The sequence below is a fragment of the Kibdelosporangium phytohabitans genome, from assembly GCF_001302585.1.
Classification (GTDB): domain Bacteria; phylum Actinomycetota; class Actinomycetes; order Mycobacteriales; family Pseudonocardiaceae; genus Kibdelosporangium; species Kibdelosporangium phytohabitans.
The window spans coordinates 11,223,955-11,238,599 of the sequence record NZ_CP012752.1 but is presented as its reverse complement, the minus strand read 5'-3'; the positions used below and the strand labels follow the sequence as shown (position 1 = coordinate 11,238,599).

The 14,645-nt window shown below is 69.1% G+C and carries 17 protein-coding genes; 11 read left to right on the top strand and 6 right to left on the bottom strand.

What is annotated here, in order from left to right:
- Nucleotides 1-70: 70 nt before the first annotated feature.
- From AOZ06_RS50415 to AOZ06_RS50400, 4 genes are all read left to right on the top strand, one after another.
- A complete protein-coding gene (locus tag AOZ06_RS50415) occupies nt 71-841 on the top strand; it encodes a cytochrome c biogenesis CcdA family protein (protein WP_054295876.1) in 771 nt (256 codons plus the stop codon).
- Nucleotides 842-891: 50 nt separating this feature from the next.
- The gene (resB, locus tag AOZ06_RS50410) at nt 892-2,382 is read left to right on the top strand and encodes a cytochrome c biogenesis protein ResB (protein WP_083472905.1); all 1,491 of its coding nucleotides are present in this window, start codon (nt 892-894) and stop codon (nt 2,380-2,382) included.
- Nucleotides 2,379-3,356, top strand: coding sequence for a c-type cytochrome biogenesis protein CcsB (ccsB, locus tag AOZ06_RS50405; protein WP_054297505.1), 978 nt, complete (start codon nt 2,379-2,381; stop codon nt 3,354-3,356). Before resB ends, ccsB begins: the two co-directional genes overlap by 4 nt.
- Before the next feature lie 108 nt (nt 3,357-3,464).
- Complete coding sequence (locus tag AOZ06_RS50400) at nt 3,465-4,949, top strand: MinD/ParA family ATP-binding protein (protein WP_054295875.1); 1,485 nt, start codon at nt 3,465-3,467, stop codon at nt 4,947-4,949.
- 16 nt (nt 4,950-4,965) lie between these two features.
- On the opposite strand, the gene AOZ06_RS50395 is transcribed toward AOZ06_RS50400, so the two are convergent.
- Nucleotides 4,966-5,154: a hypothetical protein gene (locus AOZ06_RS50395; protein ID WP_054295874.1), complete on the bottom strand. Its 189-nt coding sequence runs from the start codon at nt 5,152-5,154 to the stop codon at nt 4,966-4,968.
- 101 nt (nt 5,155-5,255) lie between these two features.
- The gene (locus AOZ06_RS50390) at nt 5,256-5,468 is read right to left on the bottom strand and encodes a BldC family transcriptional regulator (RefSeq protein WP_054295873.1); all 213 of its coding nucleotides are present in this window, start codon (nt 5,466-5,468) and stop codon (nt 5,256-5,258) included.
- A gap of 338 nt (nt 5,469-5,806) precedes the next feature.
- On the opposite strand from AOZ06_RS50390, the gene AOZ06_RS50385 reads away from it, so the two are divergent.
- Genes AOZ06_RS50385 through cds1 form a run of 6 tightly spaced genes read left to right on the top strand, consistent with a single transcriptional unit; the run spans nt 5,807 to nt 10,233 of the window.
- The gene (locus tag AOZ06_RS50385) at nt 5,807-6,259 is read left to right on the top strand and encodes an Lrp/AsnC family transcriptional regulator (protein ID WP_054295872.1); all 453 of its coding nucleotides are present in this window, start codon (nt 5,807-5,809) and stop codon (nt 6,257-6,259) included.
- Between the two features lie 5 nt (nt 6,260-6,264).
- Nucleotides 6,265-6,537, top strand: a complete 273-nt coding sequence (locus AOZ06_RS50380; RefSeq protein WP_054295871.1) for a DUF4229 domain-containing protein — start codon at nt 6,265-6,267, stop codon at nt 6,535-6,537.
- 38 nt (nt 6,538-6,575) lie between these two features.
- On the top strand, nt 6,576-6,917 hold the full coding sequence (locus tag AOZ06_RS50375) for a YciI family protein (RefSeq protein ID WP_054295870.1): 342 nt from the start codon (nt 6,576-6,578) through the stop codon (nt 6,915-6,917).
- A complete protein-coding gene (locus AOZ06_RS50370) occupies nt 6,914-8,071 on the top strand; it encodes an RNA polymerase sigma factor (protein ID WP_054295869.1) in 1,158 nt (385 codons plus the stop codon). The genes AOZ06_RS50375 and AOZ06_RS50370 overlap by 4 nt, the downstream gene beginning before the upstream one ends.
- Nucleotides 8,072-8,128: 57 nt before the next feature.
- Nucleotides 8,129-9,121, top strand: a complete 993-nt coding sequence (locus tag AOZ06_RS50365) for a mechanosensitive ion channel family protein (RefSeq protein WP_054295868.1) — start codon at nt 8,129-8,131, stop codon at nt 9,119-9,121.
- Nucleotides 9,122-9,141: 20 nt separating this feature from the next.
- On the top strand, nt 9,142-10,233 hold the full coding sequence (cds1, locus tag AOZ06_RS50360) for an L-cysteine desulfhydrase Cds1 (RefSeq protein ID WP_054295867.1): 1,092 nt from the start codon (nt 9,142-9,144) through the stop codon (nt 10,231-10,233).
- Here the strand turns inward: cds1 and AOZ06_RS50355 are convergent.
- Both AOZ06_RS50355 and AOZ06_RS50350 read right to left on the bottom strand, forming a co-directional pair.
- Entirely contained in the window at nt 10,228-11,103 is an 876-nt protein-coding gene (locus AOZ06_RS50355; RefSeq protein ID WP_054295866.1) for a 1,4-dihydroxy-2-naphthoate polyprenyltransferase, read from the bottom strand. The two genes, cds1 and AOZ06_RS50355, sit on opposite strands and share 6 nt — an antisense overlap.
- Before the next feature lie 17 nt (nt 11,104-11,120).
- Nucleotides 11,121-12,215: a hypothetical protein gene (locus tag AOZ06_RS50350; RefSeq protein WP_157233688.1), complete on the bottom strand. Its 1,095-nt coding sequence runs from the start codon at nt 12,213-12,215 to the stop codon at nt 11,121-11,123.
- 21 nt (nt 12,216-12,236) lie between these two features.
- Here AOZ06_RS50350 and AOZ06_RS57510 point away from each other — a divergent pair, with 21 nt between their 5' ends.
- Entirely contained in the window at nt 12,237-12,689 is a 453-nt protein-coding gene (locus tag AOZ06_RS57510; RefSeq protein WP_157233687.1) for a hypothetical protein, read from the top strand.
- On the opposite strand, the gene menE is transcribed toward AOZ06_RS57510, so the two are convergent.
- Both menE and AOZ06_RS50335 read right to left on the bottom strand, forming a co-directional pair.
- Complete coding sequence (menE, locus tag AOZ06_RS50340; RefSeq protein ID WP_054295863.1) at nt 12,607-13,734, bottom strand: o-succinylbenzoate--CoA ligase; 1,128 nt, start codon at nt 13,732-13,734, stop codon at nt 12,607-12,609. The genes AOZ06_RS57510 and menE overlap by 83 nt on opposite strands.
- On the bottom strand, nt 13,734-14,645 hold the full coding sequence (locus AOZ06_RS50335) for a 1,4-dihydroxy-2-naphthoyl-CoA synthase (protein ID WP_054295862.1): 912 nt from the start codon (nt 14,643-14,645) through the stop codon (nt 13,734-13,736). Before AOZ06_RS50335 ends, menE begins: the two co-directional genes overlap by 1 nt.

Below are 14,645 nucleotides of genomic sequence, written 5' to 3'. Positions count from 1 at the left end.
ATGTGACCAGGGACCTAGGTCCCGGGTGCCGGTTGGGGACGTGTCAAGGACCGTGCCTACCCTCTAATGCGTGAATCCGACCGAGATCGCGGCGTCGGGACCGCTGCTGCTGGCCAGCGGCTTGGCCCTGCTCGCAGGCATGATCTCGTTCGCGTCGCCGTGTGTCGTGCCGCTCGTGCCCGGCTACCTGGCCTACCTGGCCGCCTTGGTCGGGGCGGACGCGCCCGCGGTCGGCTCGGAGGAGCAGCCCAAACGCGGCCGTTACCGGGTCCTCGGCGCGGTCGGGTTGTTCGTGCTCGGGTTCACGGTCGTGTTCACGGCGACGGTCGGCGGCCTGGTGTGGCTGTCGGATCAGCTGCTGCTCAACCAGGATGTGCTGCAACGCGTCGGCGGTGTGGTGATGATCCTGATGGCGCTGGTGTTCGTCGGTCTCGTGCCGATGTTCCAGCGTGACGTGCGGTTCCACAAACTGCCGCGCGGCGGCCTGATCAGCGCTCCGATCCTCGGCGGGATCTTCGGGCTCGGCTGGACGCCGTGCATCGGACCGACGCTGTCCGGAGTGCTCACCATCGCGGCCAGCACCGGCAGTTCCGGCGCCCGCGGCATCCTGCTGGTCCTGCTCTACTGCGCGGGCCTGGGCGTGCCGTTCCTGCTGATCGCGCTGGGTGCGCGGTGGGCCGTGCGCGCCACCGGCTGGTTGCGCCGCAACGGCCGCAAGGTGCAGATCTTCGGCGGGGTGCTGATGTTCGCGGTCGGCGTGCTGCTGGTCACCGGCCTCTGGGGCGAGTTCATCGCCTGGATGCGCTACGCCTTCATCACCGATACGGGGCTGCCCCTGTGACGATTCCCGGGATTCCGTTCCTGCGCAACACATGGCGTGGCCTGACGTCCATGCGCACCGCGTTGATCCTGCTGTTCCTGCTCGCGCTCGCGGCGCTGCCCGGCGCGTTGCTGCCGCAGCGGACGCTCAACGCCAACAAGGTCGCGGACTACATCGCCCAGCACGGCTGGTGGGGCAGGCTGCTCGACCAGCTCCAGCTCTACAACGTCTACGCCAGCGTGTGGTTCGGCGCGATCTACATCCTGCTGATGATCTCGCTGGTCGGCTGCCTGCTGCCGCGGACGATGGAGTACGCCCGCGCGCTGCGCGCCAAGCCGGTGCTCACCCCGCGCAACCTCTCCCGGATGCCGCACCACGCCGAGAGCACGGTCGACGGCACCCCGGACGAGGCGATCGCGCGCGCCACCAAGGCGCTGGGCGGCTGGCGCAAGGTCGTGCGGGAAGAGGACGGCGGCGCACGCACCATCTCCGCCGAACGCGGATACCTGCGTGAGACCGGCAACCTGGTGTTCCACTTCGCCATGCTCGGCCTGATCATCGCGCTGGCCGTGGGCAAGCTCTACGGCTACGAGGGCCAGGTCATCGTCAAGGCGGACGGCAGGCAGGAGTTCTGCAACTCGGGCGTGCTCGGCTACGACTCCTTCCAGCCCGGCCTGACCGTCGACGGGACCGACCTGACGCCGTTCTGCGTGAAGGTCAAGTCGTTCGACGTGAACTTCCTGCCGACCGGCCAGCCGGACCTGTTCCGGGCGAACCTGGAGTACCAGTCCACCGAGGACCTGGACACGGGCAAGTGGCAGGACTACGGCCTTGAGGTCAACTCGCCGCTGCGTACCAACGGCGACCGCGTCTACCTGCTGGGCCACGGGTACGCGCCTGTCTTCACGGTGACGTTCCCCAACGGCGAGAAGCGCACGATGGACACCCAGTGGCGTCCGGTGAACCAGGTGACGTTCCTGTCCGAGGGCGCGACGAAGTTCGACCCGCCGGGCATCACGAACGCCGAGGAGCGCAGGACGAAGCAGATCGCGGTGACCGGCCTGTTCGCCCCGACCGCACTGCTGCACGGCAACCTGCTCAACTCGAGCTTCCCCGACCTGCGCAAACCCATGGTCGCGGTGGACGTGCTGCGCGGCGATCTCGGCATCGACAACGGCAGGGGCCAGTCGATCTTCGGTGTCGACGAGTCGATGGTCTCCGGCGGCAGGCTCAAGAAGGTCGCCAGGGAGAACCTCGCGGTCGGCGGCGAGATCACGCTCGACGACAAGACCGTCGTCCGTTTCGACGGCGTGCAGCGCTGGGTCTACCTCCAGGTTTCGCATGATCCGGGACAGATCTGGGTGCTCGTGTTCGCCATCGCGATCATCCTGGGTATCGGTGGGTCGCTGATGATCAAGCGGCGCAGGCTGTGGGTCCGTGTGGTGCCCGCGGCGGACGGCCGTACCGTGGTCGAGGTCGGCGGACTCGCCCGCACCGACCAGGCCGGATACGGCGAGGAATTCGAACGGCTCGCGGATGCGGTATCCGGAGGGAAGAACTGATGGTCAACGAGACCCTTGCCCAGTTCGGTGACTGGACCTACGGCGCGACCGTGCTGGTCTACGTCCTCGCCATGGGGCTGGCCCTGCTCGAGCAAGCCTTCAGCCGCGCCGAGACCAAACGTGCGGCCGCACGCAAACTCGCCACCGTCGGAGCGCCGTCGGCCGGTGAACCGGTGGACCCCGCGACTCCGGCCATCGGCCTGCGTCCGCGTGACGAGCGTGACAAGTGGGAGCGCTACGGCCGGATGGGTGCGGCGCTCATGGTCCTCGGCGCGCTGCTGCACTTCAGCTCACTGGTGCTGCGCGGTCTCGCCGTCGGCCGTGTGCCGTGGGGCAACATGTACGAGTACATGTCCGCCGTGTGCCTGGTCGCCGTGGTCACGTGGGTCGTGCTGATGCGGAAGTTCCCGGTCCGCCGGTTGTCGGTGTTCGTGATGCTGCCGATCGTGATCCTGATGTTCCTCGGCGGCACGCTGCTGTACTCCGAGGCCGCGCCGCTGCAGCCCGCGCTGCGCTCGTACTGGATCATCATCCACGTCGCCGCCGCGATCATCGCGTCCGGTTTGTTCCTGGTCCCCGGTGTGGCCAGCATCCTGTACCTGATCCGCAATCGTTATGACCAGGATCAGACGAAGTTTGTCCGGCTCGGTACGCGGCTGCCCGCCGCGGACGTGCTCGATCGGGTGGCCTACCGGACCACGATCATCGCCTTCCCGATCTTCACCTTCGGCGTCATCTGCGGCGGGATCTGGGCCGAGGCGGCGTGGGGGCGGTTCTGGGGATGGGACCCGAAGGAGACTGTCGCCTTCATCGCGTGGGTCGTTTACGCGGCCTACCTGCACTCTCGTGCCACCGCGGGCTGGCGTGGAAGCCGTGCGGCGTGGATCAACATCCTCGGGTTCTCCGCGACGGTGTTCAACCTGTTCTTCGTCAACCTGGTGACCGTCGGACTGCACTCGTACGCCAACGGCTGAGCGATCCGAACAGGTCACCCCGTTCGACCTGCGAGCACGCCTACGGCTACCGTCGCATGCGGTGGTCGAGGTGGTCTCGATCCATGACATCCGCAGGAGGACTCCGGGGTGACTGGACGCTACGACGACTCCGCTCAGCGGCCCGGCGCCGCGTGGCAGCAGCCGGCTAGCGGAGACAACCCTCCGGCGGCTTCCCAGGCTGACGACGAGACCGCTGCCGACCAGCCGGAGCTCTACGCGGAGCCATCGACGGACTCGACGCCCTACCCCGCCAAGGATCCGGCGGAGTCCGGCCGGCACCAGGTGCCTGGCGGCTCAGGTCCGTACCCGGTTCCCGGCGGTTCCGGCCCCTACCAGGTCCCGCAGCAACCGCCGCAGGCCGCGCCCGATCCGCAGCAGGTTCCCGGTGGGTCGGGTCCCTACCAGGTTCCGCCGGGTGGTTCCGGTCCCTACCAGGTGCCCCAGGGTGGTTCAGGTCCGCACCAGGTCCCGGGCGGGTCCGGCCCGTACCAGGTGCCGGGTGGCTCGGGTCCGTACCAGGTGCCCGGCGGATCGGGGCCCTACCAGGTGCCGCCGCAGCCGCAGCCCGGTTACCAGTACCCGGGGCAGCAGCAGCCGTATCCGCCGCAGCCGTTCCCGCAGCAGCAACCGCCGCCGCAGGGCACGAGCCCCGCGCCGCACGACCTGTCCACTTCACGGCTGATCAAGCAGGAGAAGAAGCGGCCGCAGTCGGGCTGGCGCAAGGCCGTGTACATGGCCTCGGGCCGCACGATCAACCTCGGCGAGAGCACCGAGGACGTCCAGCGGCGCGAGCTGATCTCACGGGTCAGCCAGCCGCTGCGGGGCTGCTACAAGATCGCGATGCTGAGCCTGAAGGGCGGCGTCGGCAAGACCACCGTGACCACCACGCTGGGTTCGACGTTCTCGTCGCTGCGCGGTGACCGGGTGATCGCGGTCGACGCGAACCCCGACCGCGGCACGCTGTCGCAGAAGATCCCGCTGGAGACAACGGCGACAGTTCGCCACCTGCTGCGGGACGCGAGCCGCGTGACCAAGTACAGCGATGTGCGCGCGTACACCTCGCAGGGGCCGAGCAGGCTGGAAGTCCTTGCCAGCGAGCAGGACCCGGCGGTCTCGGAGGCGTTCAGCGAGGACGACTACCGGCGCACGGTCGCGCTGCTGGAGCACTTCTACAACATCGTGCTGACCGACTGCGGCACCGGACTCATGCACTCGGCGATGAAGGGCGTGCTGGACATCGCCGACTCGCTGGTGGTCGTGTCGTCCGGCTCGGTCGACGGCGCGCGCAGCGCCTCGGCGACGCTGGACTGGCTGGACGCGCACGGCTACGGCAGCCTCGTGGCCAGGTCGGTCGCGGTGATCAACTCGGTCCGGCCGAAGTCCGGTTCGGTCGACCTGGACAAGCTCGCCGCGCACTTCGGCGCGCGGTGCCGGGCGGTGTGCCTGATCCCGTTCGATCCGCACCTGGAAGAAGGTGCGGAGATCGAACTGGATCGGCTGCAGCACGCCACGAAGATGGCGTTGCTCGAAGTGGCGGCCACTGTCGCCGACGACTTCGCCAGCAAGCAGTAGCGCCCTTGTGCACCTGCTAGGCCGGCGGATCCTCGCCGGCCTTCTTGTTGCGTTCGGCCAACCCCTTCAAGAACTCGGGGTCGTCATCAGGGGCGACCACGCCGCGCTCCCGGCGCGCCGTGACCCCGGCTGCCTGGGCGCCGAACGCTCGCCACAGCAGCACGGCGACGGTCAGGGCTCCGACCGCGGCGAGCAAATACAGCATGTCGCCACCTCCTCGAGTTTCACTACCCGAGGTTAGCCCGTTTGCCTGTGGTGTGCCGTCACCCCATGCAGGAGATGACCGAATGTGACTGACCTCGGAGGTCAGTCGCCGTGGCTGGCCTCGGTGGTGAGCTCGGCGAGCAGCGTCTTCACCTCGGACTCGCGGAACCGGCGGTGTCCACCCGGGGTACGGATCGAGCCGATCCGGCCAGCGGTGGCCCAGCGGGTCACGGTCTTGGGGTCGACCCTGAACAGAGCGGCGACTTCACCTGGGGTGAGCAGCCGCTCGCTGACGTGACCGATGGTGGCGGTCATCTGGCGCCTCCTAACACAAATTCCCGGCGTTCCGGTCGCATCGTGTCATCTCGCCCGTCGGGTACTCGAACGGCTAAGTAAAGGTAAAGAGGTAGTAAGGGGCAAATCGCCCACTCTGGACATCAACCGGGTTGACCAGGCAAAAGGCGGGTCGGTGACGATCTACCCACGCCGTGGCGAAGGTAAAAACGCGGTCCCGCGGCCCGAAACTCGACAAAAAATCTGCGGCAAACTGGGTGAGGCTGGTCACTTAGCCCTTCGAAGCTTTACCTTCACCGACCCTACGCCTGATGCCGGTGCCTCGCGGGGCGGTAACGCGGTAGTCGTAGGCTCTGCCCGTGGACGACTTGGACCGTCGCATCATCAACGAGCTCAGGCTCAACGGCCGCGCCACGTACGCCGAACTCGGCCGCCAGGTCGGGTTGTCCGCGTCGGCCGTGCACGAGCGTGTCGGCAAGCTCGAATCCGGCGGCGTCATCACCGGCTACCACGCGACCGTCGACCCGCGCGCGATCGGGCTCGGCGTGACCGCGCTCGTGGGCATCCAGCCGTCGGACAACGCCGAGGACAACGAGGTCGCCATCAAACTGGGCCAGCTGTCCGAGGTCGAGTCCTGCTACGCCGTCGCGGGCGACGAGGCCTTCGTGGTGAAGGTGCGCGTGCCCACGGTCGACCAGCTCGAACGCACACTGGGCAGGCTGCGCCGGATCGACGGCGTCGCGCGGACCAGGACCACGGTGGTGCTCTCCACCCGGTTCGAGGGCCGTCCGAACACCGAACTCGCCGAGTAGGCTGCGTGACTGTGGAAGCCCATTTCGGCAGAGACCTGGCGCTGTACACGGCCGCGCGGATCGCGCTCGTCGCCGTGGTGACAGCGGTTCTCGTCCTGGTCAAGATCCCGCTGCTCGTCGGGCTGGCCGTCGCCGTCGTGGTGGCGTTCCCGCTCAGCCTGGTGCTGTTCCGCAGCCTGAACCAGCGGGTCACCGCGGGCATGGCCGAGCGCGGCGAGTCCCGCCGCGCCGAGCGTGAGCGGCTGCGAGCCGAACTGCGTGGGGACGAACAGGCCTAGCCTTTCGATTTTCCGGTATCCCCGTTCGTGGAGTGGACATGAAATACATGCTGCTGTTGCACGAACCGGACACCGACTGGACCGCGGTCCCCCAGGAGGAGCTCGACAAGGCGCTCAGCGCGCACGGCGAGTTCGTCCAGTACCTCACCGACCGCGGCCGTCCCTACTACGGCGAGGCCTTGCGGCCCTCCTACACGGCCACCACGCTGCGCCCGAAGGGCGACGACGTCCTCGTCACGGACGGCCCCTACGTGGAGCTCAAGGAGCACATAGGCGGGTTCTACGTGATCGAGGCCGACACCCTCGACGAGGCGATCGAGGTCGCCAAGCGACTCCCGATCGGGTCCGGCGTCGAGATCAGGCCGATCTGGGGCGCATGACCCACCCGGCGCTGGAACAGGCGCATCGCCGCGACTGGGCCGCCGTGCTCGCCGCGACGATGCGCCTGACCCGTGACTTCGACGCGGCCGAGGACGCCGTCCAGGAGGCGTTCGAAGCCGCTGTGGTGGCGTGGCAACGGGACGGTGTGCCGCCCAACGCTGTGGGCTGGCTCACCACAACGGCCAAGCGCAAGGCCCTCGACCGGATGCGCCGCGCCGACGCGTTGGCCCGCAAGCTGCCGTTGCTCGTCGTACCCGGCGACGACCCGCCGGTGATCCAGGACCACCGGCTGCGGCTGATCTTCATGTGCTGCCATCCCGCGCTGGCCATGAACGCCCGCGTGGCGCTGACCTTGCGGCTGGTGTGCGGGCTGCGGGCGAGCGAGATCGCGCGGCTGTTCCTCGTCCCGCACGCGACCATGGCCGCCCGGCTGACCACGGCGAAGAAGAAGATCCGCGCGGCGGCGATCCCGTTCCAGGTCCCCGACGACCTCACTGCCCGCCTGCCCGCGGTGCTGGCCGTGGTGTACCTGGTCTACACGGCCGGTTCCGCCGACCGTGCCGTGGAACTGGCCGAGCTGCTCGCGTCACTGCTGCCGGACCCCGAGGTGCTCGGCCTGCTCGCGTTGATCCGGCTCACCGAAGCCCGCGCCGCGGCCCGGTCGCGTGACGGCCAAACCGTTCCGCTGGCGGCCCAGGACCGTTCGCTCTGGGACCGCGCCGCCATCGACGACACGCTTCCCTTGGTGGCACGGGCTTTGCGCGGCGGTGGACCGTACGCGTTGCAGGCGGCGATCGCCGCTGTGCACGCCGAAGCCCCGGCCTACGCGGACACCGACTGGCCGCAAATCCTTGCCCTGTACGACGAGCTCGTGGCGGTCCACCCGTCGGCGACGGCCGCGTTGGGACGCGCGGTGGCGATGGCCGAGATCCACGGCCCGGCAGCGGGTCTGGCCGAGGCGGACCGGCTCTCGGCCGAGCTGAGCCACTACTACCTGTACCCCGCCGCCCGCGCGGAGTTCCTGCGTGCACTGGGACGTGTCACGGAGGCGGCCGAGGCCGACCGCCAGGCCGCCCGACTGGCCCCGACCGAGGCCGAAACCGAGTTCTTCGCCACACGAGCCAATGCTGTCGATTCGCCAACACCACCCTGATCCCTCAGTGTGGGAAGCGTGTTCTGGCAAATAGTCCTATCTGTTGCTGTCGCGACCGTGGCCGCGCTGCTGGCGGGCTGGCTGACAGGAGTGCTCGTTCGTTTCGTGGCACGCCGCCGCTACCGGCGGACACTGACGAAGCTGCACGAGAACTGCCACAAGCCGTTCGTCGCCGTGCTCGTCGTGGCGGCGAACTACATCGTGCTGTTCGAGTTCGACAACCGCGTGATCACCGGGATCCGGCACGCCCTGCTGCTCGCGCTGCTCGTCGTGGCCGCGTGGCTGGTGGTCAAGGTCCTCTTCGTGATCGAGGACTTCGTCCTGCAACGGCTGAAGGTCGACGTCCCCGACAACCGGCGGGTCAGGCGCCTGCGCACGCAGGTGGCGCTGATGCGCAGGCTGACCACCGCGACGATCACCGTCATCGCGATCGCCTCGATGTTCATGACCTTCACCGAACTGCGCACGCTCGGCGCGTCACTGCTCGCCTCGGCCGGGATCCTCGGGGTGATCGCCGGTCTGGCCGCGCAGACCACGCTGACCAACGTCTTCGCCGGGATGCAGCTGGCGCTGACGGATTCGCTGCGCTACGACGATGTCGTTGTCGTCGAAGGGGAATGGGGCCGCATCGAGGAGATGACGCTGACCTTCGTCGTGGTCCAGCTGTGGGACGAACGCAGGCTGGTGCTGCCGACGACGTACTTCACCAAGACCCCGTTCCAGAACTGGACGCGCCACGAGACCCGCGTGATCGGCGCGATCCAGCTGCACCTGGACTACCGCGCCCCGGTGGAGGAGCTGCGCGTCGAGGCCAGGCGGATCGTGGAGGCGTCCGAGCTGTGGGACCGGCGCGAATGGGTCCTCCAGGTCGTGGACTCCACACCGTGGACGATGGTCGTGCGCGTGCTCGCGTCCGCCGCCGACGCCGCCAGCGCGTGGGACCTGCGCTGTGAGGTCAGGGAGAAGCTGATCGTCTTCATGCGGGACAACCACCCCGAGTACCTGCCAGGTGGCGCGGACGACAGCTACCGAGGTGGTCGTGCCGCGTGAACTGCGCTTAGTGTGCATGCGTGACCACAATCGACCGATGTAGCGAGACCACCCGCGACTGGGTCTGCGAGGCCGTGCGGATCATCGATGCGGACGCCAACCGCAGCGCCGACACCCACCTGCTGCCCTTCCCGCTGCCCACGGAATGGGGCGTGCGGCTCTACCTGAAGGACGAGTCGACCCACCCCACCGGCTCGTTGAAGCACCGCCTCGCGCGCTCGCTGTTCCTGTACGCGCTGTGCAACGGCTGGATCACCGAGGGCACCCCGGTGATCGAAGCGTCCTCCGGCTCGACAGCGGTGTCCGAGGCGTACTTCGCGCGGCTGCTGGACCTGCCGTTCATCGCGGTCATGCCCGCGTCGACGAGCACCGAGAAGGTGACGTTGATCGAGCACCAGGGCGGCCGGTGCCACTTCGTCGACGAGCCGAGCGCCATGTACACCGAGTCACGGCGGCTGGCCAACGAGCTCAACGGTCACTTCATGGACCAGTTCACGCACGCCGAGCGCGCGACGGACTGGCGCGGCAACAACAACATCGCCGAGTCGATGTTCCAGCAGATGCAGCTGGAACCGCACCCCGAACCGGCATGGGTGGTCGTCGGCGCGGGCACCGGCGGCACGAGCGCGACGATCGGTCGTTACCTGCGCTACCAGTCGATGCGCACACACCTCGCGGTCGTCGACCCGGAGCGCTCGGTGTTCTTCGACGCGTGGCGCGACACCCTGCCCGAGCTCACCGGCTGCCGCGGGTCACGCATCGAGGGCATCGGCAGGCCACGCGTGGAGCCGTCGTTCGTCGGCCAGGTGATCGACCGGATGATCAAGGTGCCGGACGCCGCGTCGATCGCCGCGATCCGTTACGTCGAACCGACTCTGGGCCGCCGCGTCGGTGGGTCGACCGGCACGAACCTGTGGGGCGCGTTCGAGGTGATCGCCGAGATGGTCGCGGCGGGCAAGCAGGGCAGCGTGGTCACACTGCTCTGCGACGGCGGCGAACGCTACGCGCACACGTACTACGACGACGCGTGGGTCGAGGCGAACGATCTCGACCTCGAGCCGTACCACCGGATCCTGGCCGACTTCTTCGAAACCGGCCGCTGGCCGTCATGAGATCACGAACGCCACAGTGGTGGCGACGGCCCAGACCAGCATCGCCAGCGCGGTGTCCTTGAGCACCGGGATGAGCGACGGCCCGGTCGCGCCACTGTAGACAGTGCGGACACTGGGCGAGATCTGCAGGCCGGCCGCCACACCGAGCAGGAACCACGGGCTGACGGTGAACGCGAGCACGAACGTGACCACGAACGGCACCAGCGCGAGCAGGCTGTAGAAGTTGCGCGTCCCCGAGTCGCCGAGCCGTACGGCCATCGTGCGCTTGCCGGCCTCACTGTCGCCTGGCAGGTCACGCAGGTTGTTGGCGGCCAGCACAGCGGCGGAGAAGCACCCGAGCGCGACGGACGTGATCACGGCGAGCCACGTGATCCGTCCAGCTTGGACATACAGCGTGCCGAGCACGGCGACCGGGCCGAAGAACAGGAACACCGCCACCTCACCGAGACCGAGGTAGCCGTACGGGTTCTTGCCGCCGGTGTAGTACCACGCGCCGAGCAGGCAGACGACGCCCACAGCGAGCAACCACCACTGGCCACTGGTGACGACCAGGACGAGCCCTGCGACACACGCGATGGCGAAGCACGCGAACGCGGCCGTGCGCACCTTCGCGGGCGGCACCAGACCGGAGCCCACCAGTCGCAGCGGGCCGACGCGCTCGGCGTCCGTGCCGCGGATGCCGTCGGAGTAGTCGTTGGCGTAGTTCACGCCGACCTGGAAGGCCAGTGCCACGATCAAGGCGAGCACCGCCTTCCACCACACGAACCCGCCGATCTCCACCGTCGCACCGGAGCCGACCAGCACCGGCGCGATCGAGTTGGGCAACGTGCGGACCCGTGCGCCCGCCATCCACTGCGCGACTGTCGCCATGCTGACAGTGTGACAACTCAGCAGGTGGCGGCGCCCGTCACCCCTGACACGTACGCCTTGGACACGAACTTGCCCGGCGCGATCCGCAGCCACCCGTCCGTGGTGCCCTGGCTGCCGGTGACCACCTCGCCCCTGGTCTCGCACTCGACCCGCACCTGAGCCGTGTGCCCCGCGATCCCGACGACCGCCGTGCCGGACGAAGTGCCCCCACGCACGTTCAACGTGTCACCGGGCGTGTGGACGTACCCGAACGGGCCTGGCACGGTCCACAGGTAGGTCACGGTCACCCACGAGCTGCCGGTCAGCTTGAGGCCGTCCCAGAACGTGCCGTCACCGAGGTCGATGCCCGCCGGGTTGCGCACATCCCGGCCGAACTGGTCCCGTCCGGCGTTGTAGTCGTTCTGGTACGCCGCCTGCGCTTGAGGCACACCCCGCGGCAGGTCGTTCCACTCCTGACGCGGCTGGTTCCAGTAGTCGTCACGGGTGTTCCACGGCCCGACATCCCACACCGGCGCCCACGCGCAACGCCCGTTCCCGGCGCAGACCTGCACGGTGTAGCTGCCGGATCCCTTGGGCGCCAGGCCTCGCCGGGATGGCAGGGCCGCGAAGTGGTCGCGCTGCACGATGATGTGCCCGTTCGCGGTCTTCCCGCCGACCAGGCCCTCCCTGGTCGCGTACACCCGGTACGACAACGCCCGCGCGTTCGCCGTCACCCGCCTGGGGTCGTGGCGCAGGCGCAGCCGGGCGCCGCGGACCTCGCTCTGCTTGGCGAGCACGAGCCGGACCTGCACGGTGCTGACGGGCTCGTCGAGCTGCCCGTTGTCCGTCCACTCTGTCCACTGGCCGTCCGGCAGCCGGCCGCGGACGTCCACCTGCGCGCCGGGTGCGTCCGCCTCGAACGCGTTGACCTGCATGGGCAACTCGGTCGGCGAGTAGATCGCCATCCCGTCCTCGTCTGCCGCGATGCCGTCCGCGGTGGCGCGGATGTTCGTGCTCTGCGTGCTGTATTCCGCCACCGGGACGTCGAGCTCGTAGTCTGTCCGTGCCTGCGCGGGCGTCGCCAATCCGGCCAGGCCGACGGCAATTGCCGCGAACACGCCCCACCGCCTCATCGTGAACACCAAGATGAGCGCGTGCGGACGGTACTGGCGACTCTCGTAGGGGCTGTGCTGAGCCTGGTGCCATGGGTCGCTGGGCTGCTCACGCCGCGCATGTCGACGGGCAAGTGCGAGGGCGAGTTCTTCTCGTGCTTGTTCGCGGGCGCGACGCTGAGCGTGTTCGACCTGGTGTTCGCCGTGCTGTTCCCGATCCTGCTCACGGTGGTGTTCGCGCCGCTGCTGAGCTGGTTGCTGCTGCGTGTGCTGCGCGTCGAACCGCCCGGTGCGGTCACCGTGGTCGCGCTCGTCCTCGTCTGCCTCAGTTGGACGGCACTCAGACCGGCCGCGCTCTCGGTGACCGCCACGATCATGTGGGCAGTTTGCTACCTGGTGACCGAGTTGACGATCAGCTGGATCCGGGCGCGTCGCGCACGATCGGGTCAAGTATCCGGCGAACCGCCGCCCGATCCACCTTCCCAGGACCCCTGAGCGGCAGCTCGGCGACGGCCCGCAGCACCTTCGGCACCGCGGGCGCCCCCAGCTCGGCCCGGACACGGTCCCGCAGCTGGTCGAGATCGGCCGCACCGACCACGGCCGCGGCCACGATCTGCCCCCACTCGGGGTGCTCGATGCCGACCACGCACGCCGCGTCCACGTGCCGCTCCAGCAGCCGCTCGACCGCGTTCGCGGGGACTTTCACGCCACCGGTGTTGATCATGTCGTCGGCCCGGCCGAGGACCTCCAGCCTGCCGTCGCCGGTGAACCGGCCGAGGTCGGACGTGACGAACCAGCCGTCGACGAAGCTCTCCGCGGTCAGGTCGGGACGGTTGCGGTAGCCACGCGCGAGTGTCGGCCCGGTGATGGCCACCCGGTCGTCGACGAGCCTGACCCCGACCCCGTCCAACGGCACGCCGTCGTAGACGCAACCGCTTGCGGTCTCGCTCATCCCGTAGGCCGACACGACAGCGGCCCCCGCCGCGGCCTCCCGGAGCTCAGGTGAGAGCCGGGCGCCGCCCATCACGATCCCGTCCAGCCGCCGCAGCGCCGCGAGGCCATCGGGGACCGCGACGATCCGCGCGAGCTGGGTCGGGACCAGTGCCGTGTAGTGCCGCCCCGGCGTCCGGCACACCTCGTCGACAGCGGCCACGAAATCCGGCACCTTGAAGCCGTCGGCCAGGTCGAGCGACACCGGTTCCGTCCCGGCCACGAGCGACCGGACCAGCACCTGGATGCCGCCGACGTACCGCGCGGGCGTCGCCAGCACCCACCGCCCCGGTCCGCCGAGCCGCTTGTGAGTCGCCTCGGCGGACGCCACCAGCGCGCTCGCCGAGATCAGGACCCCCTTGGGCTCCCCGGTCGACCCGGACGTGGCGACCACGACCGCAGTCGGGTCGCCCGCCGAGTCCTCGTCCGGCCCGAGCGGGCCCGCAAGCGATTGCGGGCCGCCGGGCAGCAACGCCGGACCCGATCCGTCCAGCGCCGCGGGCAGCCGGTCGAAAACCTCGGCGGCCGCGACCGCGATGACCGTCCTCATCAGTAGTAGTACGGGAACGGGGACCAGTCGGGCGCGCGCTTCTGCAGGAACGCGTCCCGGCCCTCGACCGCTTCCTCGGTCATGTACGCCAGCCGCGTGGTCTCGCCCGCGAACAGCTGCTGACCCACCAGGCCGTCGTCGATCAGGTTGAAGGCGTACTTCAGCATCCGCTGCGCGGTCGGCGACTTGCCGTTGATCTCCCGCCCCCACTCCAGCGCGGTGCGCTCCAGCTCCGCGTGCGGCACGACCTCGTTGACCGCGCCCATCCGGTGCATCTGCTCGGCGGTGTAGTCACGGCCGAGGAAGAAGATCTCGCGGGCGAACTTCTGGCCGACCTGCCTGGCCAGGTACGCCGAGCCGTAGCCGCCGTCGAAGCTGCCCACGTCCGCGTCGGTCTGCTTGAACCGCGCGTGCTCCTCGCTGGCCAGCGTGAGGTCGCACACCACGTGCAGGCTGTGCCCGCCGCCCGCGGCCCAGCCGGGCACCACGCAGATCACCACCTTCGGCATGAACCTGATCAGCCGCTGGCACTCCAGGATGTGCAGCCGGCCCGCCCGCGCCGGGTCGATGGTGTCGGATGTCTCACCGCTGGCGTACTGGTAGCCGGTGCGACCCCGAATACGCTGGTCACCACCGGAACAGAAGGCCCAGCCGCCGTCCTTGGGCGACGGGCCGTTGCCGGTCAGCAGCACGCAGCCGACGTCCGAGCTCATCCTGGCGTGGTCGAGCGCTCGATACAGCTCGTCGACCGTGTGCGGCCGGAAGGCGTTGCGCACCTCGGGACGGTTGAACGCGATGCGCACCGTCCCCTGATCCACCGCGCGGTGGTACGTGATGTCGGTGAAGTCGAAGCCCGGCACGTCACGCCATGCGGCCGGGTCGAACAGCTCCGAAACGACAGTCTCAGACAC

Bases quoted from the DNA above. Each gene is read 5' to 3' on its own strand.
- AOZ06_RS50395 (WP_054295874.1), bottom strand. From the start codon at position 5,154: ATGCTGTATTTGCTCGCCGCGGTCGGAGCCCTGACCGTCGCCGTGCTG.
- AOZ06_RS50370 (WP_054295869.1), top strand. From the start codon at position 6,914: ATGACCCACCCGGCGCTGGAACAGGCGCATCGCCGCGACTGGGCCGCC.
- AOZ06_RS50350 (WP_157233688.1), bottom strand. From the start codon at position 12,215: ATGAGGCGGTGGGGCGTGTTCGCGGCAATTGCCGTCGGCCTGGCCGGA.
- AOZ06_RS50390 (WP_054295873.1), bottom strand. From the start codon at position 5,468: ATGACCGCCACCATCGGTCACGTCAGCGAGCGGCTGCTCACCCCAGGT.
- AOZ06_RS50355 (WP_054295866.1), bottom strand. From the start codon at position 11,103: ATGGCGACAGTCGCGCAGTGGATGGCGGGCGCACGGGTCCGCACGTTG.
- menE (WP_054295863.1), bottom strand. From the start codon at position 13,734: ATGAGGACGGTCATCGCGGTCGCGGCCGCCGAGGTTTTCGACCGGCTG.
- AOZ06_RS50375 (WP_054295870.1), top strand. From the start codon at position 6,576: ATGAAATACATGCTGCTGTTGCACGAACCGGACACCGACTGGACCGCG.
- resB (WP_083472905.1), top strand. From the start codon at position 892: ATGCGCACCGCGTTGATCCTGCTGTTCCTGCTCGCGCTCGCGGCGCTG.